The 26,637-nt window shown below is 39.4% G+C and carries 34 protein-coding genes and 1 pseudogene; 6 read left to right on the top strand and 29 right to left on the bottom strand.

Features of this window, described 5'->3' with window-relative positions; translation table 11 throughout:
• Positions 1–43: 43 nt before the first annotated feature.
• From sigF to JNO66_RS02645, 5 genes are all read right to left on the bottom strand, one after another.
• A complete protein-coding gene (sigF, locus tag JNO66_RS02665; protein WP_203086647.1) occupies positions 44–811 on the bottom strand; it encodes an RNA polymerase sporulation sigma factor SigF in 768 nt (255 codons plus the stop codon).
• Positions 812–823: 12 nt separating this feature from the next.
• Positions 824–1,264 carry an anti-sigma F factor gene (gene spoIIAB / locus JNO66_RS02660; protein ID WP_203086646.1) on the bottom strand — a complete coding sequence of 147 codons (441 nt, stop codon included), beginning with the start codon at positions 1,262–1,264 and terminating at the stop codon, positions 824–826.
• Between the two features lies 1 nt (position 1,265).
• Positions 1,266–1,616, bottom strand: a complete 351-nt coding sequence (gene spoIIAA, locus JNO66_RS02655; protein WP_203086645.1) for an anti-sigma F factor antagonist — start codon at positions 1,614–1,616, stop codon at positions 1,266–1,268.
• Positions 1,617–1,748: 132 nt separating this feature from the next.
• Positions 1,749–2,912 (bottom strand): D-alanyl-D-alanine carboxypeptidase family protein, encoded by a 1,164-nt coding sequence (locus JNO66_RS02650; protein ID WP_203086644.1) that lies wholly within the window; start codon positions 2,910–2,912, stop codon positions 1,749–1,751.
• Positions 2,913–2,993: 81 nt separating this feature from the next.
• A complete protein-coding gene (locus JNO66_RS02645) occupies positions 2,994–3,746 on the bottom strand; it encodes a polysaccharide deacetylase family protein (protein ID WP_203086643.1) in 753 nt (250 codons plus the stop codon).
• A gap of 157 nt (positions 3,747–3,903) precedes the next feature.
• On the opposite strand from JNO66_RS02645, the gene JNO66_RS02640 reads away from it, so the two are divergent.
• On the top strand, positions 3,904–4,689 hold the full coding sequence (locus JNO66_RS02640) for an alpha/beta hydrolase family protein (protein WP_203086642.1): 786 nt from the start codon (positions 3,904–3,906) through the stop codon (positions 4,687–4,689).
• A 47-nt stretch (positions 4,690–4,736) separates the two neighbouring features.
• Here the strand turns inward: JNO66_RS02640 and JNO66_RS02635 are convergent, their stop codons facing one another.
• The 6 genes from JNO66_RS02635 to JNO66_RS02610 all read right to left on the bottom strand — a co-directional run bounded on the left by JNO66_RS02635 (position 4,737) and on the right by JNO66_RS02610 (position 9,511).
• Entirely contained in the window at positions 4,737–5,225 is a 489-nt protein-coding gene (locus tag JNO66_RS02635; RefSeq protein ID WP_203086641.1) for a metal-dependent hydrolase, read from the bottom strand.
• 109 nt (positions 5,226–5,334) lie between these two features.
• Positions 5,335–5,535 (bottom strand): DUF2188 domain-containing protein, encoded by a 201-nt coding sequence (locus JNO66_RS02630; protein WP_203086640.1) that lies wholly within the window; start codon positions 5,533–5,535, stop codon positions 5,335–5,337.
• 72 nt (positions 5,536–5,607) lie between these two features.
• Entirely contained in the window at positions 5,608–7,077 is a 1,470-nt protein-coding gene (locus tag JNO66_RS02625; protein ID WP_203086639.1) for an MDR family MFS transporter, read from the bottom strand.
• The gene (locus JNO66_RS02620) at positions 7,074–7,964 is read right to left on the bottom strand and encodes a TetR/AcrR family transcriptional regulator (RefSeq protein ID WP_203086638.1); all 891 of its coding nucleotides are present in this window, start codon (positions 7,962–7,964) and stop codon (positions 7,074–7,076) included. The genes JNO66_RS02625 and JNO66_RS02620 overlap by 4 nt, the downstream gene beginning before the upstream one ends.
• A 187-nt stretch (positions 7,965–8,151) precedes the next feature.
• Positions 8,152–8,934: a VLRF1 family aeRF1-type release factor gene (locus JNO66_RS02615; protein ID WP_203086637.1), complete on the bottom strand. Its 783-nt coding sequence runs from the start codon at positions 8,932–8,934 to the stop codon at positions 8,152–8,154.
• 166 nt (positions 8,935–9,100) lie between these two features.
• Complete coding sequence (locus JNO66_RS02610; RefSeq protein ID WP_203086636.1) at positions 9,101–9,511, bottom strand: organic hydroperoxide resistance protein; 411 nt, start codon at positions 9,509–9,511, stop codon at positions 9,101–9,103.
• 149 nt (positions 9,512–9,660) lie between these two features.
• Here JNO66_RS02610 and JNO66_RS02605 point away from each other — a divergent pair, with 149 nt between their 5' ends.
• Positions 9,661–10,083, top strand: coding sequence for a pyridoxamine 5'-phosphate oxidase family protein (locus tag JNO66_RS02605; protein ID WP_203086635.1), 423 nt, complete (start codon positions 9,661–9,663; stop codon positions 10,081–10,083).
• 174 nt (positions 10,084–10,257) lie between these two features.
• Here the strand turns inward: JNO66_RS02605 and JNO66_RS02600 are convergent, their stop codons facing one another.
• The 9 genes from JNO66_RS02600 to JNO66_RS02560 all read right to left on the bottom strand — a co-directional run bounded on the left by JNO66_RS02600 (position 10,258) and on the right by JNO66_RS02560 (position 17,657).
• Complete coding sequence (locus tag JNO66_RS02600; RefSeq protein WP_203086634.1) at positions 10,258–11,586, bottom strand: pyrimidine-nucleoside phosphorylase; 1,329 nt, start codon at positions 11,584–11,586, stop codon at positions 10,258–10,260.
• Positions 11,587–11,601: 15 nt separating this feature from the next.
• Positions 11,602–12,432: a purine-nucleoside phosphorylase gene (locus tag JNO66_RS02595; RefSeq protein ID WP_203086633.1), complete on the bottom strand. Its 831-nt coding sequence runs from the start codon at positions 12,430–12,432 to the stop codon at positions 11,602–11,604.
• A gap of 15 nt (positions 12,433–12,447) precedes the next feature.
• Positions 12,448–13,260, bottom strand: coding sequence for a purine-nucleoside phosphorylase (locus tag JNO66_RS02590; protein WP_203086632.1), 813 nt, complete (start codon positions 13,258–13,260; stop codon positions 12,448–12,450).
• A gap of 21 nt (positions 13,261–13,281) precedes the next feature.
• The gene (gene deoB / locus JNO66_RS02585) at positions 13,282–14,469 is read right to left on the bottom strand and encodes a phosphopentomutase (RefSeq protein ID WP_203086631.1); all 1,188 of its coding nucleotides are present in this window, start codon (positions 14,467–14,469) and stop codon (positions 13,282–13,284) included.
• Positions 14,470–14,523: 54 nt separating this feature from the next.
• On the bottom strand, positions 14,524–15,414 hold the full coding sequence (gene xerD / locus JNO66_RS02580; RefSeq protein WP_203086630.1) for a site-specific tyrosine recombinase XerD: 891 nt from the start codon (positions 15,412–15,414) through the stop codon (positions 14,524–14,526).
• A gap of 27 nt (positions 15,415–15,441) precedes the next feature.
• Positions 15,442–15,675, bottom strand: coding sequence for a YqzK family protein (locus JNO66_RS02575; RefSeq protein ID WP_203086629.1), 234 nt, complete (start codon positions 15,673–15,675; stop codon positions 15,442–15,444).
• Positions 15,676–15,807: 132 nt separating this feature from the next.
• Entirely contained in the window at positions 15,808–16,296 is a 489-nt protein-coding gene (fur, locus tag JNO66_RS02570; protein WP_203086628.1) for a ferric iron uptake transcriptional regulator, read from the bottom strand.
• A 126-nt stretch (positions 16,297–16,422) separates the two neighbouring features.
• On the bottom strand, positions 16,423–17,055 hold the full coding sequence (gene spoIIM, locus JNO66_RS02565; protein WP_203086627.1) for a stage II sporulation protein M: 633 nt from the start codon (positions 17,053–17,055) through the stop codon (positions 16,423–16,425).
• Between the two features lie 56 nt (positions 17,056–17,111).
• Positions 17,112–17,657 carry an NUDIX domain-containing protein gene (locus JNO66_RS02560; protein ID WP_203086626.1) on the bottom strand — a complete coding sequence of 182 codons (546 nt, stop codon included), beginning with the start codon at positions 17,655–17,657 and terminating at the stop codon, positions 17,112–17,114.
• On the opposite strand from JNO66_RS02560, the pseudogene mciZ reads away from it, so the two are divergent.
• Positions 17,617–17,832, top strand: a pseudogene (gene mciZ, locus JNO66_RS20880) (Z-ring formation inhibitor MciZ); the annotation flags it as partial. The gene JNO66_RS02560 and the pseudogene mciZ overlap by 41 nt on opposite strands.
• A gap of 11 nt (positions 17,833–17,843) precedes the next feature.
• Here the strand turns inward: mciZ and JNO66_RS02550 are convergent.
• Complete coding sequence (locus tag JNO66_RS02550) at positions 17,844–18,920, bottom strand: DUF3866 family protein (RefSeq protein WP_273753144.1); 1,077 nt, start codon at positions 18,918–18,920, stop codon at positions 17,844–17,846.
• 79 nt (positions 18,921–18,999) lie between these two features.
• Entirely contained in the window at positions 19,000–19,533 is a 534-nt protein-coding gene (locus JNO66_RS02545; RefSeq protein WP_203086624.1) for a TlpA family protein disulfide reductase, read from the bottom strand.
• A gap of 181 nt (positions 19,534–19,714) precedes the next feature.
• Between JNO66_RS02545 and uppP the strand changes: the two genes are divergently transcribed.
• On the top strand, positions 19,715–20,554 hold the full coding sequence (gene uppP, locus JNO66_RS02540) for an undecaprenyl-diphosphatase UppP (protein WP_307730677.1): 840 nt from the start codon (positions 19,715–19,717) through the stop codon (positions 20,552–20,554).
• A 40-nt stretch (positions 20,555–20,594) separates the two neighbouring features.
• Here the strand turns inward: uppP and JNO66_RS02535 are convergent, their stop codons facing one another.
• Together JNO66_RS02535 and JNO66_RS02530 are read right to left on the bottom strand one after the other, a co-directional pair.
• Positions 20,595–21,149, bottom strand: coding sequence for a DUF2179 domain-containing protein (locus JNO66_RS02535; protein WP_203086622.1), 555 nt, complete (start codon positions 21,147–21,149; stop codon positions 20,595–20,597).
• Between the two features lie 93 nt (positions 21,150–21,242).
• Positions 21,243–21,773 carry a PTS sugar transporter subunit IIA gene (locus JNO66_RS02530; RefSeq protein WP_203086621.1) on the bottom strand — a complete coding sequence of 177 codons (531 nt, stop codon included), beginning with the start codon at positions 21,771–21,773 and terminating at the stop codon, positions 21,243–21,245.
• A gap of 176 nt (positions 21,774–21,949) precedes the next feature.
• On the opposite strand from JNO66_RS02530, the gene JNO66_RS20875 reads away from it, so the two are divergent.
• Positions 21,950–22,033, top strand: coding sequence for a YjcZ family sporulation protein (locus JNO66_RS20875; RefSeq protein WP_203087484.1), 84 nt, complete (start codon positions 21,950–21,952; stop codon positions 22,031–22,033).
• Positions 22,034–22,092: 59 nt separating this feature from the next.
• On the opposite strand, the gene JNO66_RS02520 is transcribed toward JNO66_RS20875, so the two are convergent.
• The 4 genes from JNO66_RS02520 to JNO66_RS02505 are packed head-to-tail and all read right to left on the bottom strand — an operon-like array spanning position 22,093 to position 25,495.
• On the bottom strand, positions 22,093–22,761 hold the full coding sequence (locus JNO66_RS02520) for an ABC transporter permease (protein WP_203086620.1): 669 nt from the start codon (positions 22,759–22,761) through the stop codon (positions 22,093–22,095).
• A complete protein-coding gene (locus JNO66_RS02515; RefSeq protein WP_203086619.1) occupies positions 22,762–23,679 on the bottom strand; it encodes an osmoprotectant ABC transporter substrate-binding protein in 918 nt (305 codons plus the stop codon).
• Between the two features lie 18 nt (positions 23,680–23,697).
• On the bottom strand, positions 23,698–24,351 hold the full coding sequence (locus JNO66_RS02510) for an ABC transporter permease (RefSeq protein WP_203086618.1): 654 nt from the start codon (positions 24,349–24,351) through the stop codon (positions 23,698–23,700).
• Positions 24,344–25,495 carry an ABC transporter ATP-binding protein gene (locus JNO66_RS02505; protein WP_203086617.1) on the bottom strand — a complete coding sequence of 384 codons (1,152 nt, stop codon included), beginning with the start codon at positions 25,493–25,495 and terminating at the stop codon, positions 24,344–24,346. Before JNO66_RS02505 ends, JNO66_RS02510 begins: the two co-directional genes overlap by 8 nt.
• A 169-nt stretch (positions 25,496–25,664) precedes the next feature.
• On the opposite strand from JNO66_RS02505, the gene JNO66_RS02500 reads away from it, so the two are divergent.
• Positions 25,665–26,207 carry a GbsR/MarR family transcriptional regulator gene (locus JNO66_RS02500; protein ID WP_203086616.1) on the top strand — a complete coding sequence of 181 codons (543 nt, stop codon included), beginning with the start codon at positions 25,665–25,667 and terminating at the stop codon, positions 26,205–26,207.
• A gap of 44 nt (positions 26,208–26,251) precedes the next feature.
• On the opposite strand, the gene JNO66_RS02495 is transcribed toward JNO66_RS02500, so the two are convergent.
• Complete coding sequence (locus tag JNO66_RS02495) at positions 26,252–26,590, bottom strand: metal-sulfur cluster assembly factor (protein WP_203086615.1); 339 nt, start codon at positions 26,588–26,590, stop codon at positions 26,252–26,254.
• Between the last annotated feature and the right edge of the window lie 47 nt (positions 26,591–26,637).

Here is a 26,637-nt window from a genome sequence, read left to right as displayed (position 1 = left end):
ATGAAAAAAAGTAGTTCTAAATGTTTAGAACTACTTCATCCCTTTATTCATACCCGTCCATTTCCATTTTCATGTGCTCTAAAATCTTTTTCTCAAGCCTTGATACCTGAACTTGGGAAATGCCAAGTCGCTCGGCCACCTCAGATTGGGTTTGATCCTTGTAATATCTTAAATACACAATCAGTCTTTCCCGATCCTCGAGCTCCTTAATGACTTCTTTTAAAGCAATTTTATCGAACCAACGACTCTCCGATTGATCGGCCATTTGATCAAGTACGGTAATGGGATCCCCATCATTTTCGTACACCGTTTCATGAATAGACGTGAGCGGCCTACTTGCCTCACCAGCAAACACAATTTCTTCAGGTGTCACCTCAAGCTGTTTAGCCATCTCATTGACGGTTGGCGTACGTCCAAGAGTTTTTGTTAGTTCGTCTTTCATTTTCCGAACTCGATTTCCTAGCTCTTTAATGGACCGACTAACTTTAACAGTGCCATCATCGCGTAGAAACCGTTGAATTTCACCTATTATCATTGGTACGGCATACGTAGAAAATTTAACATCATAACTTAAATCGAACTTATCAACAGATTTAATTAATCCAATACACCCAATTTGAAAGAGATCATCTGCTTCGTACCCTCGGTTCATAAACCGTTGTACAACAGACCAGACGAGCCTTGTGTTCCGGCTAACAATCTCATCACGTGAGCTCGCGTTACCGTCTTGGCTTTCTTTAATTAATCGTTTCACTTCCGCGTCTGTAAGCTGACCTGACTGATTTTTTTTACGTTTTACCTCCACATCCATAGGCAAAACTCCTTAATTGTATATGGCTTTTTTAGTTGATAGTTGCTTCTTTAAATAAATCGTTGTTCCGAGTAAAGGCTCAGACGTAACCTTCATCTCGTCACAGAAATTCTCCATAATGGTAAAGCCCATTCCAGACCGTTCAAGCTCTGGTTTCGTTGTGAATAAAGGCTGTCTCGCCTCATCAAGATCTGCGATTCCCATGCCTTCATCGCGAATGATTAATTCAAGGCATTCTTCTTCAATGGACGCAGAAATGTAGACTTTGCCCTCAGGCTGATTTTGATAGCCATGAATAATCGAGTTCGTTACAGCTTCTGAGACCACTGTTTTAATCTCCGTTACTTCTTCCATACTTGGATCAATTTGTGCAATAAATGCTGCGACCGTTACTCGCGCAAAGGATTCGTTTGAACTAATCGCAGAAAAGCTTAAATCCATCCGATTTTGCATGTTAGGCCACCCCCAGTGTTTCTAAAGCAAATTGTTCGTTTGCTTCAAGACGTACGATTTTAAAGAGACCGGACATTTCAAACAATCGGCGAACGGCTGGAGAAATTGCACAAACAACCATTTCTCCTCCGTTTGCCCTAATTTGCTTAAAGCGCCCTAAGATAACTCCGAGACCAGAGCTGTCCATAAATGATAGGAATTCAAGATTGAGTACAAGATGTGTGACTTCACCTGTCTCAATTTGTTCCTCAATATCCGCTCGTAATCTTGCGGCAGAGTGATGATCTAATTCTCCTTCTAAGCGTACAAGTAACACACGGTCTTTTCGTTCCATATTGATCAGTAAGCTCAAAGTAAGACCCCTCCTTAACATGGTGAACAGGCTATCCTGTTTTTCCTAGTTTAGAACATTCGCCTCACACAGGTTCTCCTCCTGCACCATGACAAAACTAGTCACCATCCTTGTTAATTGGTGTCATTCCGCTTAATTCCCTCCGAAACCGCCAAGAACTCGTTTAAATAATGTCCACCATGACGCCTCTAATACTTCATCCTCAGCAACTAAAGGTGTTTCACTAACAACCTTCCCGCCGTTTTCGACAATAAGCGTGCCAATCTCATCGCCTTTTAATATAGGCGCCTTCATATTTTCGTTTAGTTCAATCTTTTCTACTACTTGATCAATCGATTCCGTCTTTTTCGTTAAAATCGAAATAGACTCACCAGTAACAGCCTTTACATTTTTCTGTTGCCCTTTACTAATCTTTACTTCACCGACAGCTTCATTCCGTTCGTGCAGCTTATGTGTTTTATACTGACTAAATGCAAAGTCTAGCATCGTTGTGACATCAGCATTTCGTTCTTTAGGTGATGGAGAACCCATTACAACAGCAATGATACGCATGCCTTCTTTTTCGGCTGTGGCTGTTAAGCCGTATTTAGCTTCTTTTGTGTAGCCAGTTTTCAATCCATCGACTCCTGGATAAAAGCGAACCAATTTATTTGTGTTCACTAACCAAAAAGGGTTGTCCGTATCTTGGCGCAAGTAATCTTCATAGATACCGGTGAACTTTGTGATATCCTCGTACTTTAAAAGCTCTTTCGCAATAACGGCTAAATCGTGAGCTGAAGTGTAATGATTTTCAATCGGTAGTCCATTTGAATTTGAAAAATGCGTTTTCTCTAGACCAAGCTCTTTCGCTTTCTCGTTCATCATGTCTGCGAAACCTGATTCAGTTCCGCCTAAATGTTCAGCCATGGCAACAGACGCATCATTTCCAGATGCTACGGCAATGCCCTTTAACATATCTTGAACGGACATTTCTTCGCCCGGTTCTAAGAAAATTTGCGACCCGCCCATAGAAGCTGCATTCTCACTTACTCGAATCATATCTTCATATTTAAGTTGTTTTTTATCAATAGCTTCCATAATTAAAAGCATGGTCATAATTTTTGTCATGCTTGCAGGAGGTAAGGACTCTTCACTATTTTTCTCGTAAAGAACTTCCCCAGTGTCTCTTTCCATAATAATGGCAGATGAAGCATTCTCTGCGAATTGTACCTCTGCTTTCTCCGCTGCCAAAGCATTTGGCACCATCATTCCTGTGATTAATATAAAACTGACCAATCCAGCTACCACTTTTCTCATATCTCTGTCCTCCATCCAAGTCTTTAAACTATCAGCCATTTTTCCCACATTGAGTTGTACTTATACGTCAAAAAAAAGATTCTACTCACTGAACTCGAGTAGATCGTCGACAGTCACAAAGGTATATCCTTGTTTTTTCAGTTCTGATATTTCCTTTTTCACAGCAGTAACAGTACCTGTTAGATCTGTGTCCCAATTCGACCCGTCATGGTGAAGTATGATTGCTCCTGGTTTGACAGTTTCTAAAACCGTTTCTACAATTTGATCTGGTGGAGAAGCCTTCCAATCTTCTGTATCAACTGACCATAAGATAATCGAATAGCCTAAGTCTTTAACAACCTCAACCTTCTGTTCGTTTAAAAGACCAAATGGAGGTCTATATAACGATGTTTTTACACCAATAATTTGTTCAATTACTTGTTGTGTTTGTTCAATTTCAAATCTCGCTTGCTTATCAGATAATTGAATAATTGGGTTATGCCAGTATCCATGATTTCCTATGAGATGCCCTTCATTATGCGTGCGACGAACCAGTTCAGGATATGCTTTCGCTCTCGCTCCTAATAAAAAGAATGTTGCAGGTACATCTTCTTCCTTTAATACATCTAATAGGTCGCTCGTTACACGTGGATCTGGACCGTCGTCAAAGGTTAATGCAATTTCTTTAGTTTGTTTTCCACCTGAAAAAAACACCGTCTCCGGATATTCTTTTGCTAGAATTGAATTCGGTGTGGGCTCATTGCTATCAACAGTTGCAGCTTCTACACCACTTAAACCACTAGCTGACAGATAAATCATGAATACGATAATGAAAAATGGTCTTCGTACGCTCAACTCTCTTTTACCTCCTGATATACATCGCTCTACTCGTACTATTCACCTCTTAGGAAGCTCTTATACGAAAAGGAGTAATGAATTGCCAGACTAAATGATCTGTGCTATATTAAATACATAGTAAACTTATAGGTTTAATCAATGGGAGGTTTTACAAATGACTCATTCTCTTATTTCGCTTCAAGTACGTGATGAAACGCTCTCAGGTGCTGTTCATCTTCCAGAGCAAACGGTATCAGATAAGCTGCCTGCCATCGTGTTTGTTCATGGATTTATCGGGAGTAAGGTGGGTGAACATCGATTATTTGTAAAAGCCTCACGCTATTTTGCTGAAAAAGGCTATGCTTGCTTCCGTTTTGATTTTAGTGGATGTGGAGAAAGTAGCGGAGACTATCGAAATCTTACATTAAGTAATCAAATAGAAGAATTGCTTGAAATCATTCAATACATTAAAAATCAACCAATGATTGATTCAGAAAAAATGACGATTGTTGGTCATAGTCTCGGAGGTGCAACCTCCGCAATCGCAGCAAGCAGAACTTCGGTTGATCAACTCGTTCTTTGGTCAGCTGTTGCTGAGCCTTATCAGGATATTGTTCAAATTACTGGTACGTCTGCTGTTAAAGCCGCTCAAAGAAACGGCTATCATGATTATCATGGGTTTGAACTGAGTCATACTTTCTTTGAAGACCTAAAAATACATGATCCTCTAAAAGCCATCTCTTCAGTTAACAATCAAGTGCTTATCGTACATGCCGAACAAGATGAGGATGTAGCAGTCAGTCATGCAAAATCATACGCCGAACATACGACTACCCTTATGACGCCTCCTATCTATATTAAACATGCGTCACATACATTTGCATCAAGCACGTGGGAAAATCAGCTTTTTGAAGAGACCTTCACTTGGTTAACCAAAGCAAAAATTCTTTCAAATCCATAAGTAAATAGAAAGAGGAACAATCCAAATGGATTGTTCCTCTTTGTTCGTTAAAGCCAGGATTGTACAAACTGATAACTCCAAATGATTAACCATCCGAATAATACTAGCTGCACAACTCCTTCAACCTTCCCGCCTGTACGTATGTATAATAGCAATCGAACTCTCATCGTGAAAGGAAAGAATAATTTAACCCCTCGTACTGTCGCCATATCTAATAGGATGTGGCTGATCATTCCTGCAAAAAGGCCAATATGTACATTTGCTGCTTCAGGTAATACCATATCAAGCAACACATGCACGATCCCTAAAAAGAGTAAACTGTGTGTGAACGTACGATGTCCAAACACAAACGAAATCATTTTTGATAAAAGCGGTAACCTTCTTCCAATCGTTGAATGCACATGACAAATGTCCGGAAGAAAAGCGCCTACCATTCCACCAATATAAAACAATGGGCTAAAATCACTGCCATCCATCACTGTTTCTACAACAGCACAAGCTGCAAGCCCCCCCATTAAATGGGTTTTTCCATTCATTCATTAAACTCCGATCTATGTAAGATAAGGATTTAGTATAACACAGAACGTTTGTTCTGTGTTATACATTCAAAAAAAAAGATGGACATGTTGTCCACCTTTTTTAGCCTTATTCAAATACTTTCGATTCAACTAATTCATTAGAAGCATCATATACTTCAACTTTACTTGGTTGATGAGAAGAAGCTAGTTCCTTTGCCTTTTCCACGGCGTCATCACGCTTATCAAATTCGTGAATAGGAGCAACATCCTCTGCTTTTATCATCCAAGTGGTTGCATCCTTATTTGCTACTACAGTAAATTCTTTCATGAGTAAACTCTCCTTTAATACGTTGTCTACTTATTAGGTTCCCGTTTAAAAAGAGTCTAAAACTCACAATTTCTACGATTGATCCGTTACAGGCTTTTGACTAGTACTTGTCCCGTACGTTTCTTTTTGTAGTGGTTTTTTATTGGATTTTATGAAGAAAGCAAGGACAAATCCAACAAGAGCAATTCCTGCTGCAACCATAAATGCCGTGTTTACTCCAGAAATCTGTGCATCAATCATTCCTACATTACCAGTCTCTGCCTCGTTTAAAGCAGCTGTCGTCATGACTGACACTAATACAGCCGTACCAATTGAACCAGCAATTTGACGCATCGTGTTGTTCATCGCGGTACCATGTGGGATGAGATGTCTTGGCAAAACGTTAATCCCAGCGGTTGTCACTGGCATCATAACAAGAGCAACACCTAACATCCGGAACGAATAAACAATTGTCACATAGAGCATAGAGGTTGAGTCGGTTAGATTGGTAAACATTGCTGTTGTGACAAAGATCATACCGAGACCAATAATTCCTAAATACCTAGCTCCTACTTTATCAAAAATACGTCCTGTTATTGGTGACATAACCCCCATCACAATGGCTCCAGGTAAAAGCATTAATCCTGATTCCAGTGCAGTGAAGTTATGCATCGTTTGCATATAAATTGGGAAGATTGTTGCTGCTCCAATCATGGACATAAACACAATCATTCCAATGGCTGTTGTTAAGGTAAACACCCAGTATTTGAATACCCGGAATTCTAAGATCGGCTGAGCTAAACGTAACTGTCTTAGAATAAACCAAGTAAGAGTTACTGCACCAACTACAGTTGGTAGCAATACATTCGTAGATAACCAACCGTTTGCCCCTGCATTACTAAATCCAAAGAGCAATCCACCAAATCCAAGTGAAGATAAGATGATCGATAACGTATCAAGTTTTGGTGAACGTAATGTCGTGACATTTCGTAATACGATATAGGCAGCAATAATATCGATCACAATAATCGGAAGCAAGATCCAGAATAAGACTGTCCAGTGATAGCTTTGAACCAGCCACCCTGACAGTGTCGGTCCGATAGCCGGAGCGAATGAAATAACTAGACCAACCATCCCCATAGCCGATCCACGTTTTTCAACTGGAAAAATTAAAAGGAGGACGGTTTGCATAAGTGGCATCGCAATTCCAGCCCCAGCCGCCTGAATCATCCTTCCAGTAATAAGGAACGTAAAGGTTGGCGCAATGGCACAGATCAATGTTCCAATTCCAAAAAGAATCATGGCTGTCAGAAACAGCTTTCTCGTTGTAAATTTTTCAATTAAAAAAGCTGTAATTGGAATCATGACCCCATTTACAAGCATAAAAGCCGTAGTAACCCACTGACCTAAGTTCGCATCGATATCTAAATCAGCCATAAGAACTGGCAATGCGGTTGTTAAAAGGGTTTGATTTAAGATCGCTACAAATGCCCCCACTAACAAAACCGCAATAATTGGTAATTTATTCACGTTTTTTAAAACATCATTTTGATCGGTACTCATGTACTATAACCTTCTTTACAATGTCGATTTTTCAAAAGCTGTGTGATGCGCTCAATTTCTTCTTTAATTGAGACTCTAGCATCAATATAAAGACAAATGGCCTCAATTAACAAATGTTGACCATCCTCACTTTTCAAATGATACAAAAGCTGCTCAATGGCATTCTGAACCTCATTTTTCTTTCCAACTGACAATGTCTCCGTCTTCTGTGAGATACGATCAACTATATCCATAAAGATCTCTTCTTCGGTTCGTTGCTTGTCAAAAAGAGTAAATGTCTCGTATTCATTCATTAATGAAGTCGATAAGACCGTATGTTCTTTGTTAAAGCCTGCTACAATGGAGTCACAATGAGAAACTAATAACTCTGCAATTTTATTCTTATCTAATACTTTGTAATCATCCATCATTAACACAATATATTCTCGAATGGTTCCTTGAAAAACAACGACAAGGTCCCAGACATATGGACGAATGTCCTCACCGTATGCTTCAAGCAGACTGCGTTTATGCCAATTCATTAAAGCCGTTTTTGTCCGGCTCATCAGATCTCTTACTTTCTGATTTTGATGAATGGGCATTGCTCGAACGATTAAGTTTACAAAGGCTCGTTGTTCCTGATTCACTTCAAGCTCAAGTATGATCTTTTGAACAAAGCGTTCTCTATTTGAGAGTGTATCATTGACCGTAATCTCTTGAGCTTGTTGAAACATCCGAGTAAGACTTTGTTCAAAAACTTGAATTAACAGCTCCTCTTTAGAATCAAAATACTTATAGAGAGAGGCTTTTGAAATCCCACACTCCTCCGCAATACTTTGCATAGAAGTCGATGTGTACCCTTCTCTTGAGAACAGCTGAAGGGCTGAACGAATGATTGTTTCTTTCATAATTGCTTGTCCTTCTTTCCGTGTAACTCGTCGGTCACAAAAAAACTATCCGGTTTCTACTTTAGAGATTATATTAGACTCACGAAATATAGTCAATGAAAAAGTTTACGACCTTCATTAAAGAATTAAGCACTTAAAAAAGAACGACCCCTTTTAGGATCGTTCTGTTGAAATGGTATTCCTTTACCTAAGAAGCAAACAATTCATTGATAATTTGATTTGACTTTAATTTCGTTAAGTTTTTCTTTACCACTTCGACGTTATTCATAGTCAGTTGTTTTTCAAAATCACTTGTTTGATCAGGCGATCCGACAAGATAGACACCATTCCAACCATTTTTCTTTGCTTTTTTCTGAATCTTTACAGCTAATTGCTTAAACCATCTTTGTTGATTGGCATCAAAACGTTGATCAAATTGATCTTTATGAATAGCGGCACCTGCCACATTACTAGAACTGGATCCTTGATACATCTTCCAATCTTCACTTTCTGCATCCCACGTATACACGTGCTCCGATTCTACTTCACCCAGAAACGTTTCAACTGCAACAACATCCTGTTTCTGAATTAAAAGAATTCCCGTTTTAGGATATGCTTCAAGTTTTTGTTCTAGTTGGTCAAGCACCGGTTGTTTTTCCCATCTAAAGTCATTCTCAAGTGGTATTTGCAGCTTCTTTAGTTGCCAGTCTCCTGAGGAGGAACCAATAAAGATAAGCGACTTCGTTAAGGTTGTTTGATTGTTTAAAATTTCTTCTTCAGCAATCTTGCGGATGGTCTGATAGGCAGTCACTTCGTCGGTTGAACTACTTTCTAAGTATTCTTCTAGTTTCTTCAAACCATTTTTCAAGCGAATTTTCCATTCGCCTTTCTTTTGATCCATTTGGCCTTGATCTGTGTTTAAGTAAATTGTCAAGCATCCGTTCTCACATCTTTGGTCTCTCAATTGTTGGAGTTCTTTTGATTCAATCATGGGTAGTCCTCCTTAAATTGTTGATCTCGAATGGTCTTACATCAACTGCATTCCTTCTAACTGGATGGATTAAACCCTTTATTCGATTAATTAAAAAAACGCACAAAAAAACTTGTCGGAAGCCTCTATCTAGAGATCCGACAAGTTATCATTCTGTATCTTTTTATTACTTTGTTTCCACCGTTAATTTCACATCAATGTTACCACGTGTTGCTTTTGAATAAGGACAGAATTCGTGCGCCTTTTCAACTAAATCTTCAGCTTCACTTTGTGAAACGCCACCGATTAATGCTTTTAATTCTACTGCAATTTTAAATCCATCATCTGAAGTATCTTTAACAAGGCTCACTGCCGCTGTAATTTCAGAATCAATTTCCTTGCTTTCCTTTGAAGCAATAAGATTCAGCGCTCCATCAAAGCACGAAGAGTATCCTGCTGCAAATAATTGTTCAGGATTTGTTCCGCCAGATGTTCCTGGTTTCACTAGATCCATATCAATATTAGAGTCACTTGATTTAACGTGACCTTCTCTTCCACCTACTGCTGTAGCTTTTGAAGTGTATAAAACATCTGCCATCTTTAATCTCTCCCTTTTTCAATAAGATTACTCTCACAACTATGTATTCACCTTTCATCTCTCTTTTAAACATAAAAAAACGGCATGTTTCAATTTATGAATTTTCAGGAATACTACTTCTAGTTAGAACCTGAGGAGGTAGAAAGAAGATGAATCAAGAAGAATTAAAAGGAAAAATTGAAAAGATTATGGACGAGCATTACACAGGGACATTGGCTACAGTTGTTCGTGACCAGCCGTTGACTCGGTACATGACATTCTTTCACGAAGGGTTAACTCTTTACACCCCTACAAGTATTGATACACACAAAACAGATGAAATTGAAGCGAACCCAAATGTCCACGTATTGCTTGGCTATGAGGGTGAAGGCTTTGGTGACACATTTATAGAATTTGAAGGAAAAGCGACGATTAAAGAAGATAAAGAGACAAAACATGAGCTTTGGAACGAACATCTAGAGAAGTATTTTGAAGGTCCAGATGATCCTAAGCTTGTTTTCCTAAAACTAACCCCAACGAATATTCGCTTAATGAATAAATCAGGAGAACCACCGTTATCGCTTGATTTATAATGGATGATAGAATGATTAATGAGGCCGTACACACGGAAAGGGAGGGATTCTCCTTCCGCTCGTCTTACAAAAAATACAGAACATACGAATGGCGAATGATTCAACCGTAGAATCATTCGCCATTTTCTCGTTGATTTTTAGTTTTGTCACAGCCTCATTGCTTTTTGATTGATATTATAAAACAAATCCAGTTCCTTGTGAGGCTGTAATTTCTTCATAGATCAACGTCGGTGCTTCAATGTGTTCATGAGCGATGTCGTAAGCTTTTTGAACAATTGATACCACTTCTTCTGCTTGTTCTTTTCGGCTGTGTAATGTGACGATTGGGTCGCCAACCTTTACTACATCTCCAATCTTCTTATGAAGAATTAAGCCGACGTCTAGCAGTATGTCATCGTCTTTTGTTGCACGGCCAGCACCTAGCATCATTGCAGCTGTACCAATGCGATCCGCTTCAATTGATTTAACCATTCCTTCTGATTGAGCCTTCACTTCAATCTTATAAGGCGCTTCAGGGAATTTTGTTACATCATCTACGACGGATGCATCTCCACCTTGTGCTTCAATAAATACTTTTAATGTCTCAATCGCTTTACCAGAAGAAATCGCATCTTCCAATGCTTTACGTGCTTCGTCCACTGACTCAGCCTTCTTCGCCATAACAACCATATGACTTCCAAGCGTCAAGCACAATTCAAGTACGTCTTCTGGACCTTCACCTTTCAACATCGCAATGGCTTCTTTCACTTCAAGTGCATTCCCTACAGCAAGGCCAAGAGGTTGATTCATATCTGAAATAACAGCCATTGTTTTCTTACCAAGCTTTGTGCCAATTTTGACCATCGCTTGCGCTAATTGTTTTGAATCAGAAAGCTCCTTCATAAAAGCGCCTGTTCCCGTTTTTACATCAAGTACGATACCATCAGCTCCAGATGCTAGCTTCTTACTCATAATTGAGCTCGCAATAAGAGGAATAGAGTTTACTGTGCCAGTTACATCTCTTAGTCCATAAAGCTTTTTGTCAGCAGGTGTTAAGTTACCTGTTTGACCGATAACCGCCAGTTTGTTTTTATTTACTTTCTCAATGAACTCTTCTGTTGTGAGTTCAATATGAAACCCTGGAATGGACTCTAGCTTATCTAATGTTCCACCCGTATGACCCAGTCCTCTACCGGACATTTTAGCAACAGGTACACCTACAGAGGCGACCAAAGGAGCCAGTGCAATGGTTGTTTTATCACCTACGCCACCAGTAGAGTGCTTGTCTACTTTTATACCTTCAACAGCGGATAAATCAATCTCTTCCCCTGATTTCACCATAGCCATTGTTAGGGCAGCACGCTCTTGATCAATCATATCTTGGAAGAAAACCGCCATTGCCCACGCTGACATTTGATAATCAGGAATTTGATCGTTTGTATAGCCTTCGATAATGAATTGAATTTCCTGATCTGTTAGCACTTCACCATTGCGCTTTTTTTCAATAAGGTCAACCATTCTCATGTCAACACGTCCCCTTTATTCAGGTTTTGCTTGCGCGACTAATTCTTTTACTAGCTTGATAAATAATGGTTTCGTCCGCGTAGCGACTTCCATCACTTCTTCATGCGTAATCCCTGCAATCTCTTCACCAATGGCCATATCTGTTACGCACGAAATACCAAGGACATCCATTCCTGCATGACTTGCAACAATCACTTCTGGAACTGTGGACATCCCAACGACGTCTCCACCAAGATTACGAAGCATGATTAACTCTGCACCGGTCATGTATGTCGGACCACTAACACCTGCATATACTCCTTGTTGAACCTTAATATCTAATGATTTAGCTGTTTCTAAAGCAAGATCAACATATTTTTTTGTGTATGCTTGACTCATATCCGGGAAGCGAGGGCCAAGCTCCGGAGCATTTGGTCCAATCAGTGGGTTCGCACCAGTCATGTTTAAATGATCAGTGATAATCATGAGATCTCCTGGTTGGAATGTTTTATTCATGCCACCACATGCATTTGTCACAAACAACAGGTTAACGCCAAGCTCTTTCATTACACGTACTGGAAACGTTACTTGCTCAAGCGGATATCCTTCATAGTAATGAAAACGACCTTGCATCGCAATCACGCTTTTACCTTGTAGCTGACCAATGACAAGCTGACCCGCATGGCCTTCAACTGTAGAAACTGGGAAGTTCGGAATGTCTTTATACGGAATTTTTGCCGCTCCTTCAATCTCGTCAGCAAGTTCTCCAAGTCCTGAACCTAAAATTAAACCAATCTCAGGTGTTTTTTCAATGAAAGATTGTAAGTATGTTGCTGATTCTTTAATTTGCTCTACAATGTTAGTCATGTATATTATCCCCTTTTACATTTCTTTTAAAATTGCTTTTACTAAACCAAGAAAAGATGAACGAACTCGTTCTGTTACTTCAATTACTTCTTCGTGGTTTAAAGGCTGTGATAGAATACCCGCTGCCATATTGGATAAGCATGAAATACCTAATACCTCAAGTCCTGCATGTCGCGCAGCAATGACCTCAGGTACTGTGGACATACCTACTGCATCTCCACCTAATGCCCGAGCCATACGAACTTCAGCAGGCGTTTCGTAACAAGGACCTGTATTTGCCACATATACACCTTCTTGAACTGTAAGCTCTAATTTTGAAGCCTGTTCGTGAGCTAGTGTACGTAGTTCTGTTGAATACGCGTTGGACATATCTGTAAAACGTAATCCGAGAGAACTGTCATTAGGTCCAATTAACGGGTTTGCACTTTGATTGTTAATATGATCACGAATGATCATTAGGTCACCAACAGAAAAGCTTTCATTTACCGCTCCTGCAGCATTTGTCACAATTAGTTGCTCCACACCAAGCTCTTTCATGACTCTTACTGGGAACACAACCTCTTCCATTGAATACCCCTCGTAATAATGAAAACGACCTTGCATGGCAATAACTTGCTTACCTTCAATCGTTCCTGCTACCAATTGACCTGCATGTCCTTCAACCGTGGATACCGGAAAGTTTGGAATATCTTCGTATGGTAAAGTCGTAGCATGTTCAATTTCATCTGCTAACACGCCAAGTCCGGAGCCGAGGATTAACCCGATTTTCGGTGTTGCTGAAAGTTGTCCATTAATATACTCTGCCGTTTGCTTTAATTCCTTTTTCATTAAAACCCTCTCCCATTTGTCTTACTTTTTTAATTGCTTTAAAAAGCTCATCCCATACTCAGGTGCTGTTACGCCAAAATTATCAGCGACGGTCGCCCCGATGTCTGCAAACGTTGTACGAATACCTAAATCCATTGTATTAGGTTGATCTGGATCAAACACTAATAAAGGTACGAATTCACGTGTATGGTCGGTCCCTTTATGAACTGGATCATTTCCGTGGTCAGCTGTAATAATTAAAAGATCTCCACTACCAAGTTGTTTAATCACATCTTTTAATCTAAGATCAAATTCCTCAAGTGCCTTACCATACCCGATCGGATCTCTACGGTGACCAAATAATGCATCAAAATCAACGAGATTCAAAAAGCTCATACCAGTAAAGTCCTGCTCCATGCTTTCAAAAAACTTATCCATTCCATCTTCATTTGACGTGGTACGAACAGTTTGAGTAATTCCTTCACCATCATAGATATCAGAGATTTTACCAATGGCAATAGAATCAAACCCGCCATCCTTTAATTCATTCATCACTGTACGGCCAAATGGCTTTAATGCATAGTCATGTCGATTAGGTGTGCGCTTCCATGCTCCTTTTTCTCCAAGGAAAGGTCTTGCAATCACACGACCAACCATATATTCAGGCTTCAACGTGAGTGCACGTGCCTTTTCACAAATATCGTATAACTCCTCAATTGGAACAATATCCTCATGTGCTGCGATTTGCAAAACAGAGTCAGCAGACGTATACACAATTAGCTTACCTGTATTCACATGCTCCTCTGCAAGTTCATCAAGGATCTCTGTTCCAGACGCCACTTTATTCCCAATAAAGCCACGACCAATTTGCCCTTCCAATTCATTTAATAAGGCATCAGGAAAGCCCTCCGGAAACACTTGAAATGGTTCGGTAATATTTAGTCCCATGATCTCCCAATGCCCCGTCATCGTATCCTTTCCATTAGATGCTTCCTGCATTTTACCGAAATGTGCTTTAGGTTGATCTGCAGCTTTAAGTCCCTTAATGTCCTTGATATTAGCTAAACCTAACATTTCAAGCGTAGGTAGCTGGATGTTACCCATTGCCTCAGCAATATGCCCGAGTGTATCTGCACCTACATCATCAAATTTGTCAGCATCTGGCGCTTCTCCGATACCCACTGAATCCATTACAATTAAAAAGACACGTTTAAACGGTTGTTCGTTCATTTTATGACCCCTTTCTCTACTCAATGTCTGATGTCAGACAACATTGAGATTGACCTATGCTCTTGGATGGTACATCGAATAAACATCCTTCATCCGACTTTTTGTAACATGTGTATAAATTTGAGTCGTTGAAATGTCTACATGTCCTAGCATTTCCTGAACTGCTCTTAAATCTGCACCGTTTTCCAACAAATGTGTCGCAAACGAATGACGTAACGTATGTGGGGTTAACGGCTTATCAATATGAGCCTTCATAGCAAGCTGTTTTAAGATTTTCCAAAACCCTTGCCTGGACAATTCTCCCCCTCGGTGATTCACAAATAGCGTATCATGGCGCTGACTCTTCAGTAAATGTGGACGAGCTTTTTCTAAGTATGTATGTACAGCCTCTGATGCCTTTGACCCAAGAGGAATAATGCGTTCTTTGTTCCCTTTTCCAAGACAACGCAAAAAACCCATTGTTAAATGGCAATCAGACGTTGTTAACCCAATTAATTCACTTACCCGTATGCCCGTTGCATACATCACTTCAAGCATGGCCTGGTTACGAATAGCAATTGAATCACCATTCCCGGGTGCCTCAAGTAATGCTTCAACTTCCTTGGGGGATAAAACCTTAGGTAATCGTTTTGGTGCCTTCGGAATTTCAACATGAACGCTAGGGTCATGACCTACTCTTCCTTCTCTTAACAAAAATTGATGAAGTCCTCGAATCGACGCAATACTTCTCGCAATCGTTGTCTCAGCCCGACCCTTTTCCATTAAGAAAAAGAGGTATTCAACAATCAAGGAACGATCCACATCAGAAAGACGAGAGATCGTCTCCACGTTTTTTAGATAAGCGAGGTAGGACTTTAAATCATTTCGATAAGAAGAAATCGTATTATCTGAATATCCTCTTTCAACCTGCAAATAATGGATAAAGTCTTCTACATCATCAAGCATTGCTGAGTCACATCCATTTTCTAGCTTTTATTCTCCTAATTGATAAAACCAGCCAAGTCTAGTTAAGAGAGACGGATGATCGGGTTCTGAATCCGTTTCAGCTGTTACTTTCACCGCATTTCCGCTTGGAGAATCGTAGCGATAGTAACTCTCATATTCTTGACTTACCCATAGAATACCATAATAAAAGAATAACGTGCATCCAATAAATAAAAGCATGACTTTAAATGTTTGTAATCCAGCTATAACCCAGTCTTTCATCAATAACATCCCCTTCTTTAAAACAAGCATCTCTTGTTTAAGGTATGCCATTTTCTAAGGGGAATATACCTTCTATATGAAAACATATAAAAAAGACACTATGATTCATTCATAGCGTCTTTTCCTGCTTCATTAAGCTTGATTTTGCATTTCTTTTGACTCTTCTTCTGACTCATCCACATATTGATCCTTACAGCGATAGCATATACCGTGAAACGTTAAACGATGATCCTTTATTTTAAAGTTATAATCTCGTTCTACTACCTTCTCAACGTCTCCTAGTAAATCCTCTTCGATCTCATCTACTGCGCCACATTCAATACACACCAAATGATGATGGAAATGAGCCGCTCCTTCTTTTCGTAGATCAAACCGGGAAACCCCATCACCAAAGTTAATTTTATCAACGATTTTTAGCTCTGCTAAAAGTTCTAATGTCCGATACACTGTTGCTAAACCAATCTCCGGAGCTTTGTCCTTTACGAGGAGGTAAACATCCTCAGCACTCAAGTGGTCCTCTTCATGTTCAAGTAATACCATCACTGTTGCTTCTCGTTGAGGGGTCAGCTTATAGCTTTGAGAATGAAGGTGCTTCTTTATTCGCTCAAGACGATTTTCCATCAGTACTCCTCCTAACCCGACTTCCATTTCAATACGTTTATTATAATCTTATTGAAAAACAGTGTCAATTGATAATGATTATTATCTATTAACAAATAATCATTATTAAATGAAAATGAGTATCGTTTATCCGACCACTAATTTCATAAGATAAGGAGAAACGTACGCTTCGAGCGCCGCAGCTACTGACAAGGCTCCTCCCATACATAAAAGTAGTAATGAATATCGTAGAAATTGAGGAAAAACAGGCTGATGAACTTTTTTAGCAAATTGCTGACGGATCATCTTCAAACAAAAAGATACACTCGCAGTTCCAACAATGATAAAAGCAGGGACAAGCAAAAGATTTTGTGGAAGGATCGATACAGCTGCCAAAAGAAATCCTTGGAACCCCATTTGGTTCACTAAAAAACCAACCGTGAATCCTACAACAACGCCTTTTAGAAAAAGGAGAATTAAAATGACGGGAAGTCCAATTAAAGATAAACCTAAAATCCACATGAGAGCAAAATACTTCCCGTAATGAATATAACTCTGACTGAAGATTTCTTTAGAACCTGCTATGTTCCCGTCTTGAACTTGAACAAAAAATTGATTCAAATACATATATAAGTCGTTCTTCTGATTCAAATGTAAGCTATTGACTATGATCGCACCAAAGACGATACCAATTAGAAATAAAACGGTTGTAAATAAGTAGATTGTCCGATTTTCTTCAACGTGTGTCAGAATCACTTCCTGAATCGTCCGCTTTTTCATTAAATGGCCCCCTCATTAACCTATTTTAGGATATGAGGACAGGCCATCAGATATGACTACTTCGCTTGTGCTTGTTTTAATAGAAGGTACATGACGGCATAGGCAGTTTTTGCATCATGGATGGTTTGATCATTAACAAGAGCTTGAGCTTGCTCAAGCGTTACCTCTGTGACTTCTACAAATTCATCTGCATCTGGGCTTGCCTCACCTTGAAGTAGTCCCTTCGCTTCATATATATAGATGATCTCATCTGCAAATCCGGGCGATGTATAAAAGGAAGTTACAAGCTCTAATTCCTTCGCAGTGTATCCTGTTTCTTCTTTTAATTCGCGAGCTGCTGTTTTAATTGGGGCTTCACCTGGATCAATTTTACCTGCTGGGATTTCTAATATCGCCTTTTCAAGTGGTTTTCGAAATTGATTAACAAGCACGAGTTTCCCTTCATCTGTTACGGCAATTACAGCCACCGCTCCAGGATGCTTAACAAGCTCTCTTTTGCTTTCGTTTCCGTTGGGTAGGGTTACCGTGTCAACTTGTAAAGAGATTACCTTTCCTGTAAAAATGGATTCCGTTGAGATCGTCTTTTCCGTTAAATATGTCATGAGTCAAACTCCTTTGGTCTACAAGTATGGATTCTCTCATAAGAGTGTACCATACGTAATAGACAGGAGTGAAAGTATGAACATTCACATTCATGAAGATGGCATTCTACTAGTAGGAAAAGCATGGGAAATTAAAGCTAGATTAAAACAGCAATTAAAGAAACAAGTCTATGTGTCAGAATGGATTCAAGATGTGCATCCTTTAAGGCAAAAAGAAACGGCTTCAGATATAGCTTCAAAAAACACTGGATCGTCGTTATATCCACGCCCCATTGTTTTAACCTTTCCAACTGACAACACGCGCCTTACAGCTTCCTCATTTGATAAGTTGGAAGAATAAATCAATTGGTGGTCAACACGGCTCACATTAGTTAGTTGTGCTTCAATCACTTTCTTTTGTTCGATTTGTAGCGGAGGAAAGATAAGCATACATGGACAATACGTAAATTCATATAATGGTGTAATGGTGTGGTGGCTTAATCCATAGTGCCGATCCCTATTATCCGCAAAGGAAAGCCTCGGTATCCACACCGGACAACCTCCTAACGCTCCAACTGTATTTGCCCAATTAGCTATGTCCATTGCTGAATGACCATACTTCGTCCCTGTCCCTACTACCCCTGGTCCAACTGATATAACGATTAGATCTGCATGAAGATAACCATGAGCAAACTGCAGAGCCGATGCTAGACTTACTGCGTCAAACTCTCCTCCTATACATTGACCAATTGTAATTGAATGAAAATTGCTTAACTCTTGAAGTCTGCGGATATGCGAACTTATTTCTATCGTTAACGAAGCACTGTCATCAAAAATAAAACAGCACGATGCAGTCTCGTCTAATTCAATGGCTACATCGTAAATAATCGGAACCATACTATGTAGCTCAGCAAGAATGATCTTTTTATTTTGTAAGGAAGAATGATTCTCAAACAATGGGTGAAGTTCTTTTCTTTCTTCCAGACTGTTTACTACGTGCTGCAAAGGCATATATCGAAGCTTCATAATATGAGACTCATTCTTCTCGGATTCTCTAGTACTCGCAAATACGTGCTTTACAAAATCAAACCCACCTGTTCCTAAGTTAAGCGCTGTTGCCGTTTGATTAATGACTAGCTTTGTTCCTATTGAGACAGCAGGAAAAAAACGTTTATAAAGAATGGCAGGATAGGACGAATCAGCTGTTTGTACAATTTGAATCGTTTCATCTTCAAAAACAATGGATTCAGTAACGGTCCAGCATTCCTTTTGCACTTTTTTCACTCCCTTTTACATATCGCTTCATCTTATGAATCTACTATAAAAAAAAGAAGACCCTTGCTATAAGGATCTTCAATCAATTTCAATGAGAAGTTAAGAGTGGATCAATGATTTCTTGGATCATCTCGTAATGAACCTCACCTTCAATACGCTTCACGATGATTTGGTCCGCATCCACGATAAAAGTTGTAGGTAATCCTTGCACATTGTACGCGTCAAAGAATTCACCCTCAGAATCCAAAAACACGGGTAGCGTTAATTGTTGTTCCTCCATAAATTCAAATGTATGCTCGGGGATACGTTCAAATTTTTGTGCATTCAACGTCACAACATCAACGCCTTTTGATTGATAATCTGAGGCTAATTCCATTAATGCTGGAAGTTCACGAACACATGGTTCACACCATGTAGCCCAGACATTTAACACGGTTACACGATTTTTCGGCTCGAATACATCAGCTGTTTGCCCGTTCGCATCTTCTAAATGAATCGATTCAGTCTGCATTCCTTCTTGGCTACCGACCTGTTTAGAACTATTTACAAATTGATTTACAAGCAAACCGGCTCCAATACAAATCGCAATAATCAAGATGAATATCGTTATTTTTCGTTTCATAGTCAGTCCGCTCCAAAAGATTAATAGTATGTTCAGTATATAGTTAGCTGTTTCGTTCGGCAAGATGGTAAGAACATGTATAAATCTGAAAAACCCTTCACGAACGAGTAAATATTTGCTAGAATGAAGCAGCTAGTAGAACATATACATACTAAAGAGATGAACAGTGAAAGAAAGGAATATGACTATGACAATACTTGAGGCTATTGTGCTAGGATTGGTACAAGGACTTACTGAATTCCTTCCAATCTCAAGCTCCGCCCACCTTGTAATTACCCAATTACTTTTTGATATCTCGTTTCCTGGGTTTGGATTTGAAATTCTACTTCATCTAGGTTCCGTTTTAGCGGTAATTATTTATTACCGAAAAGATTTAATTGAATTAATTATTGGTTTCTTTAGCTACATAAAGAATCGTTCAGAGGAAAACAAAACGAATTTCTGGTTTTCAATTTACATACTGGTCGCTACAGTGATTACTGGTGTAGCGGGTATTCTTTTTGAAGATTACATCTCTACTGCACTTAAAGGTCCTACTGTGATTGCCATATCACTTGCTATTACAGGAATTTCTCTAATTCTAATCGAGCGCGCCATTCGCACAGGAAACAGAACTGAAAAGGATATGACCCTTTTCGATTCAGTGATCATCGGGATCGGACAATCGATTGCCTTAATTCCTGGACTTTCACGCTCTGGAACGACACTTGTTTTTGGGATGTTTGCTGGATTAACAAAAGAAACAGCCGTTCGTTATTCCTTTTTACTATCCATTCCGGTTATTCTTGGTTCAACCGTACTTGCTATTAAAGATTTATTAAATGGAGAATTACTTGCTGTAGCAGGAGCGTTTCCACTGCTTGTAGCGGTTGTCGTCACGTTTGTATCATCTTTAATTGGAATTGTATGGTTTATCAATTTCTTTAAACGAAGCAAACTCATTTATTTTTCAATCTACTGCTTTGTTTTAGCGTTTGTTGTGTATTTCTTTTTAGGTGATGTAGACCCGAACCAATTTTAAGTGAAAGAAAACCCCGCTCCTTATGGAGCGGGGTTTTTGCTTATGATTGTTCTGCATTTTTCTTCTTTTTCAAGTATTTCTCACGACGACGCTTCATTGCTTTTGTAATGTATCCACCTTTAAAGCTTCTCGGTTCAAAGGAAACGATAAACGCAGCTGGCTCGTATTCAGTAACCACGCGTATAAATTCCTTTTCTCGATCGCGTCTGGCAGTACAGTCAAGCTGATAACGAGTAGATGTCATGCCCTCTACAGCTGAAGTAGAAACACTGAATCCTACTTCTCTAAGCCTGTCAATCAACTCTTGATTTCTTGTAGGGATATTTACTTCAAACGTTAAATATCCAATTGCCAGCTTCTCTTCAATGATCGCTCCGATATACAGACCAACAGCGAAGCCTAAAGCATAGGCAATCATATTATAATAGTTACTTAAATCACTGAATACGATTCCTAAGGCAACAACGTAGATAATACCTTCTAGTGCGCCCATTGCTGCCGCACGTTCCTTCATTCCTTTAACCATCATAATGGTTCTAATGGTTAGAATAGGAACATAAAGAAGCTGGACAATAAAAACGAGTAAAGCTGACATGCCAACACCCTTTCTTCATACATACAACTATCGTAGTGTAACAGGAAAGATGGAGAAAAACTAGCATGTATTTATGGATTCTCCGTGACGGGTTTAACGCTTATATTTGACGGTTAAGTGCGCAGTGTTTCCTGCCTCAGAAGTGCCTGAAGTCTCGACATCAATTCCGCCTAGATCCTCGTGATTGGTTACCACCACTGGAATGAGAGTGCTTGATGCCTTTTCTCTTACAAGTTCAAGATCATACTCAACAAGAAGTGTACCAACCTCTACATGATCTCCTGCTTTTACATGTGCCGTAAACCCTTCCCCGTCCATATTAACCGTTTCAAGGCCAATGTGAATAAGAAGCTCTGCTCCACCATTTGTTCGAATACCAATTGCGTGCTTTGTCGGAAATACCTGCAATACTTCTCCTGCAACTGGTGACACCACTTGACCGTCTGTTGGATCAATAGCAGCTCCGTCTCCGATCATTTTTTGAGAAAATGTTGGGTCTGGTACCTCTTCTAGTGGAACCAACGTACCGTTTGCTACCGCAAAAACAGTTTCTTCTGTTGGAGCCTCTTCCGTTGTAGATTGTTGATTTTCATTTTTGTCTAGTCCAAACAATTTTTTTAACATTAAGAACACTCCTCTGTAAATCCCATTTTTAATAGAATCGCTTTACTCTTTTAGTTTACTATATCAATAGACACTTTCCTAATGATACGCGGTGGCCGATAAATGGGCGCTGGTGCCCACGCTCTTTTAATCATATTACATAGTATAAGGTAGGCTATAATAAAGGAGTGTTGACAATGGGCGGATATGAAAATGGTTTTGCGTTTATCGTTGTTTTATTCATTCTTCTTGTAATCGTTGGCTCAGCTTACAGCTACTAAGTCAACCTATCTTCTTATAAAAGAAGACCTCAACGACTAATGATGAGGTCTTCTTTTGTTTAAACAGGATTCGCTTGCTTTTGTTGTTTTGATGATGGTGAGAGGGTTCGTTCAATCCACCCCATCAACACGTCTGCTAAAATAGCCATTAATGCGGTGGGAATGGCTCCTGCTAAAATAATAGCCGTACCATCAGTAGCATTTGTTCCTCTGATCACAATGTCACCAAGTCCACCAGCCCCAATAAATGTACCGATTGTTGTAATGCCGATTGCAAAAACTAAGGCTGTGCGCAATCCTGCGGTAATAACAGATAACGCGAGCGGAAGTTCAAGCATATATAGTAGCTGCCATCTTGTCATCCCCATAGCTCTACCTGATTCCACAAGTGCTCGATCTACATTTTTAATACCGGTATACGTATTTCGTAAAATAGGCAATAACGAGTAGAGGAACAACGCTAACACAACTGTATTGGCTCCAAGTCCAAGCACCAGCATCAAAACGGCTAACATCGCAAGTGCCGGGATGGTTTGAATGACATTGGTAATGGTTAATACAACTCCACTTAGCCTACTGTAACGAGCAATCAGAACGCCAAGCGGTATTGCAACAAGAGCTGCAAAAAACACCCCATAAGCAGACATTAGAAAATGACGATAAAATTCTGTCCATACATACCCACTATTCTGAGAGTAATAAAGAATTAAGTCTTGTATTGTCTCCATTTACTCACCCCCCTCAGCAAAAAACTGATTCTCATCTAGAAACTCTCTTGCAACAACAGCTGGTTCTTTCATATAGAAATCTGATTCGTAATTTAATTCCTGCATTTTCTCTGTATCAATGGTTCCAACAAGTCGATTTAAGATGGCTTCAAGCTCAGGATGCTCGCTCAAAAGTTCGTTATCTACTACCATGGATGCATCATACGGTGGAAAGAATTGACGATCGTCTTCTAGAATCTTTAAATCATATGCAGCAATTCGTCCATCTGTAGTATAAGCAAGAACTGCGTCCATACGTCCGCTTTCAACTGCATCATATACGAGTCCAATTTGCATGGGAGATATATTTTCGAATCCAAAATACGTTTCTTGGAATCCTTCATATCCATCTCCTGCACGATTAATCCATGAACCATCTACTCCAACGCGAAGATCATCGGCCTGATCCTCAAGATCACTCACTTTTTCTAAATTCTCTTGGTTCGCCATCTCATTTGTTACAGTAATGGCGTATGAATTTGCAAATCCATACGAATCAAACCATACCTGATCATATCTTTCCGGAAACTCTTCCTGAACGACTTTAAGTGCTTCCTCAGGATCCATAACTGGTTCCATATTCAACGCACCTGCAATATCCGTTCCCGTATACCGAGTAGCTGAAATGTCTACATCACCGTTTAGCATGGCTTGATGCATGACGATAGAAGAACCTAAATTATTGATCATTTCCACTTTTAAATCGGTTTCCTCTTCAATCAGCTCTTTAATCATATTTCCAATAATCATGGACTCTGTTGTATTGACCGCACCGATTTTGACTGTTCCACTTGCCGGCCCACTTAAACCAGGTAACGAACAACCAGTTAGGACAGTTGCTAGCAAAGAAATAGCAACCATTGATTTTATTTTTAGCATGATGAACATCTCCTTCTGTTACACGGTTTTCTCATGAGTTTCAATGCCTTTTGGTGTAACAGTCTTTTCTATTTTCGCAAAAATCACATCAGTTAGTAGAGCTAAGATCGTTACTGGCACAGCCCCAGCAATAATAAACGCCGGATCATAAAGGTTTAAACCACTAAAAATAAAATCACCTAATCCTCCAGCTCCAATAAACGATGCAAGAGCAGCCCAACCAATTAAATATACCGAGGAAACTCGAATACCTGACATGATAACAGGTGAAGCGAGAGGCAATTCGATCCCTTTTATACGCTCTCGTGTGGTCATGCCCATCCCTTTTCCAGCCTCAATTAAGTTAGGATCAACTTCTTTCACACTGGTATACGTGTTCCGCAGAATCGGTAATACAGAGTATAAGAATAGGGCAGCAACCGCGGGTACAGTTCCTACTCCCAGAAAAGGAATAAAGAAGGCTAGAATAGCGAGACTCGGAATGGTTTGAAGAACACTTACTGTACCTATAACCCATTGAGCAATTTTGGGTACACGAGTTAAGGCAATACCTAAAGGAACAGCGACTAAAATCCCAAGGATTACAGCCAAATAAGAAATGTAAATGTGTTCCCATGTTTTAAGAAGAAGCTCGTTTCCATTTGTTTGTAAAAACTCAGCCAGTTCATTCATGATTTACTCCCCCATCTGCAACACTTTCCTCTTCTCCCCAAATAGAGTCATACACCATATCAACCAAACTAGCTCGTGTCACAATTCCAACAAGCTTATCCTGACTGTTTACAACAGGAGAATAGCTCACGCCACGTTTTAATAATCGGTGAATAGTATCTCGAATCAATGCATTTTCTTGAACTTTATGGAGACTTGGTTTTACTAAAGAATCAATGGATTCCAGTGAGCGATTACGATCAATTGACTCAAGATCGATGTAGCCCATAAGAACACCAGACTCATCTGTTACAAGAAGGGAGTCTACTCTTGATTGCTTCATTAGCTTTAAGGCATTCGCCGGTGTTTGTTTACCGCTAATAGAAATTGGATTTTTACTCATCACCTGCGAGATGGTTTGTACATTCGGTCTTCCCTGTAATAAGCGCTCTCGACCAATAAAATCCTCTACAAATTCATTAGCCGGATTTCTTAAAATTTCTTCAGGTGAGTCAAATTGGACAATTTCACCATCTTTCATAATAACAATTCGATCAGCTAATTTGATCGCTTCATCCATATCATGTGTAACAAATACAATCGTTTTATCCAAAGAACGCTGTAGTCGCTTAAATTCCTCCTGTAAGGAATCTCTGGTAATTGGATCAAGTGCTCCAAAAGGCTCGTCCATTAATATAAGTGGTGGATTAGCTGCTAAGGCACGCAATACGCCAATTCGTTGTTGTTGTCCTCCACTTAGTTCATTCGGATACCTGTTTAAGTAATCCTTTGGCATATCAACTAAGGACAGTAGCTCCTCTGCTCTTTTTGATTTCTTATCTGAAGTCCATTTTAATAAACGAGGGACCAGAGTGATGTTCTCCTCAATTGTCATATGAGGAAATAAACCAATTTGTTGAATCACATATCCAATTTTTCTACGAAGTTTAACAGCATCCTGCGTTAATAAATCCTCATCATTTATATAAATTTTACCGTTTGAAGGTTCGATTAATCGGTTAATCATTTTCATAGTGGTTGTTTTTCCACAACCACTAGGTCCTATAATACAAATGAACTCTCCTTTTTTAATATTAAGTGATACATTGTTTACAGCTTTCTTTCCACCTTTATAGGTCTTGGTCACATTTTCCATACGTAGCATTTTCTGCACCTCCGAATAAATTAACAGGCTTTATTATAAACTATATACAATAAAAAGTTTACAAAAAGTTTGTAAAGTATTAATTTGCAACACTTTAAATTGAGACTTCTTTTAACGAAAAAAATATGGTACATTATCTCTGACAATAAGTGAATGAGGTGCGCAGGACATGAAAGGGGCTTCTTCTGAATTCTTACAAAAAATCGAAGAACAATATATTGAAGGTATTGCTGATAACATGCGGACATACGGTGTGTCTGCAACGGTAGGCAGGGTACTCGGAGTAATCTATACAAACCGAAAACCAATGACGCTTGAAGAGTTGTCAACGGAAACCGGAATGAGCAAAACAAGAATGAGTCAAGTTGTACGCGAAATGATTGATTTAAATATCGCCAGCAAGGTATATGAAAAAGGCGTTAGAAAAGATTTGTATAATGTCGAAGAAGATTATTATCAAACCTTCATCTCACTTTTCACCTCTAATTGGCAGAAGGTTATTCAAAAAAATAAAATGATTGGCAAACGTTTGGCTAATCAAATTCATAAAGAATTAGAACAAAACGATCAGCTAACCGAGGAAACGGAAGAAGAACTAAACCTTTGGTTAACTGAAACAAAACAGTGGATGAATTATTACCAATGGCTAGATGAGTTAGTTGATTTCTTTGAAAGCGGAGAAATCTTCAAACATGTACCAAAGCCTGAATAATTCACAAGAAACCCCTACCTTTGTACTGGTAGGGGTTTCTTATCCTATGACTCATGTACTCCTAATGCAATCTTGGCGTATCGTGACATCATACTCTTAGACCAAGGCGGATTCCAAACGATATCCACCTCTACCTCTCCAATATCTCCAATTTCCGTTAATTCACTTAATGCTTCTTTCACAGAACGATGTATTTCTCCAGCCAATGGACACCCCATCGCCGTAAGAGTCATAACAACCGTAACATTATTCTCATCGTCTAGTTTAATTTCATAAACAAGTCCCAAATTTACAATATCAACCCCGAGTTCAGGATCGATTACTTGTTCAAGCTGCCCCATTACTTGATCTTTTGTTTGTTGCTTTTCTTGTTCCGTGCTCATCCTCACACCTCTTCCTTTTTACTTTACCCTAGACAGGTAATATCAAA

The sequence above is a fragment of the Alkalicoccobacillus gibsonii genome, assembly GCF_016798245.1.
GTDB classification, from domain to species: Bacteria; Bacillota; Bacilli; order Bacillales; family Bacillaceae_D; genus Alkalicoccobacillus; species Alkalicoccobacillus gibsonii.
Note: the sequence above shows the minus strand (reverse complement) of the source record. Positions and strands in the feature narration are given on the sequence as shown.

Excerpts from the sequence above, each read along its gene's own strand:
- sigF (WP_203086647.1), bottom strand. The coding sequence starts at position 811 with ATGGATGTGGAGGTAAAACGTAAAAAAAATCAGTCAGGTCAGCTTACA.
- spoIIAB (WP_203086646.1), bottom strand. The coding sequence starts at position 1,264 with ATGCAAAATCGGATGGATTTAAGCTTTTCTGCGATTAGTTCAAACGAA.
- JNO66_RS02650 (WP_203086644.1), bottom strand. The coding sequence starts at position 2,912 with ATGAGAAAAGTGGTAGCTGGATTGGTCAGTTTTATATTAATCACAGGA.
- JNO66_RS02640 (WP_203086642.1), top strand. The coding sequence starts at position 3,904 with ATGACTCATTCTCTTATTTCGCTTCAAGTACGTGATGAAACGCTCTCA.
- JNO66_RS02635 (WP_203086641.1), bottom strand. The coding sequence starts at position 5,225 with ATGAATGGAAAAACCCATTTAATGGGGGGGCTTGCAGCTTGTGCTGTT.
- JNO66_RS02630 (WP_203086640.1), bottom strand. The coding sequence starts at position 5,535 with ATGAAAGAATTTACTGTAGTAGCAAATAAGGATGCAACCACTTGGATG.
- JNO66_RS02625 (WP_203086639.1), bottom strand. The coding sequence starts at position 7,077 with ATGAGTACCGATCAAAATGATGTTTTAAAAAACGTGAATAAATTACCA.
- JNO66_RS02620 (WP_203086638.1), bottom strand. The coding sequence starts at position 7,964 with ATGAAAGAAACAATCATTCGTTCAGCCCTTCAGCTGTTCTCAAGAGAA.
- JNO66_RS02615 (WP_203086637.1), bottom strand. The coding sequence starts at position 8,934 with ATGATTGAATCAAAAGAACTCCAACAATTGAGAGACCAAAGATGTGAG.
- JNO66_RS02610 (WP_203086636.1), bottom strand. The coding sequence starts at position 9,511 with ATGGCAGATGTTTTATACACTTCAAAAGCTACAGCAGTAGGTGGAAGA.
- JNO66_RS02605 (WP_203086635.1), top strand. The coding sequence starts at position 9,661 with ATGAATCAAGAAGAATTAAAAGGAAAAATTGAAAAGATTATGGACGAG.
- JNO66_RS02600 (WP_203086634.1), bottom strand. The coding sequence starts at position 11,586 with ATGAGAATGGTTGACCTTATTGAAAAAAAGCGCAATGGTGAAGTGCTA.
- JNO66_RS02595 (WP_203086633.1), bottom strand. The coding sequence starts at position 12,432 with ATGACTAACATTGTAGAGCAAATTAAAGAATCAGCAACATACTTACAA.
- JNO66_RS02590 (WP_203086632.1), bottom strand. The coding sequence starts at position 13,260 with ATGAAAAAGGAATTAAAGCAAACGGCAGAGTATATTAATGGACAACTT.
- deoB (WP_203086631.1), bottom strand. The coding sequence starts at position 14,469 with ATGAACGAACAACCGTTTAAACGTGTCTTTTTAATTGTAATGGATTCA.
- xerD (WP_203086630.1), bottom strand. The coding sequence starts at position 15,414 with ATGCTTGATGATGTAGAAGACTTTATCCATTATTTGCAGGTTGAAAGA.
- JNO66_RS02575 (WP_203086629.1), bottom strand. The coding sequence starts at position 15,675 with ATGAAAGACTGGGTTATAGCTGGATTACAAACATTTAAAGTCATGCTT.
- fur (WP_203086628.1), bottom strand. The coding sequence starts at position 16,296 with ATGGAAAATCGTCTTGAGCGAATAAAGAAGCACCTTCATTCTCAAAGC.
- spoIIM (WP_203086627.1), bottom strand. The coding sequence starts at position 17,055 with ATGAAAAAGCGGACGATTCAGGAAGTGATTCTGACACACGTTGAAGAA.
- JNO66_RS02560 (WP_203086626.1), bottom strand. The coding sequence starts at position 17,657 with ATGACATATTTAACGGAAAAGACGATCTCAACGGAATCCATTTTTACA.
- JNO66_RS02545 (WP_203086624.1), bottom strand. The coding sequence starts at position 19,533 with ATGAAACGAAAAATAACGATATTCATCTTGATTATTGCGATTTGTATT.
- uppP (WP_307730677.1), top strand. The coding sequence starts at position 19,715 with ATGACTATGACAATACTTGAGGCTATTGTGCTAGGATTGGTACAAGGA.
- JNO66_RS02535 (WP_203086622.1), bottom strand. The coding sequence starts at position 21,149 with ATGTCAGCTTTACTCGTTTTTATTGTCCAGCTTCTTTATGTTCCTATT.
- JNO66_RS02530 (WP_203086621.1), bottom strand. The coding sequence starts at position 21,773 with ATGTTAAAAAAATTGTTTGGACTAGACAAAAATGAAAATCAACAATCT.
- JNO66_RS20875 (WP_203087484.1), top strand. The coding sequence starts at position 21,950 with ATGGGCGGATATGAAAATGGTTTTGCGTTTATCGTTGTTTTATTCATT.
- JNO66_RS02520 (WP_203086620.1), bottom strand. The coding sequence starts at position 22,761 with ATGGAGACAATACAAGACTTAATTCTTTATTACTCTCAGAATAGTGGG.
- JNO66_RS02515 (WP_203086619.1), bottom strand. The coding sequence starts at position 23,679 with ATGCTAAAAATAAAATCAATGGTTGCTATTTCTTTGCTAGCAACTGTC.
- JNO66_RS02510 (WP_203086618.1), bottom strand. The coding sequence starts at position 24,351 with ATGAATGAACTGGCTGAGTTTTTACAAACAAATGGAAACGAGCTTCTT.
- JNO66_RS02505 (WP_203086617.1), bottom strand. The coding sequence starts at position 25,495 with ATGCTACGTATGGAAAATGTGACCAAGACCTATAAAGGTGGAAAGAAA.
- JNO66_RS02500 (WP_203086616.1), top strand. The coding sequence starts at position 25,665 with ATGAAAGGGGCTTCTTCTGAATTCTTACAAAAAATCGAAGAACAATAT.
- JNO66_RS02495 (WP_203086615.1), bottom strand. The coding sequence starts at position 26,590 with ATGAGCACGGAACAAGAAAAGCAACAAACAAAAGATCAAGTAATGGGG.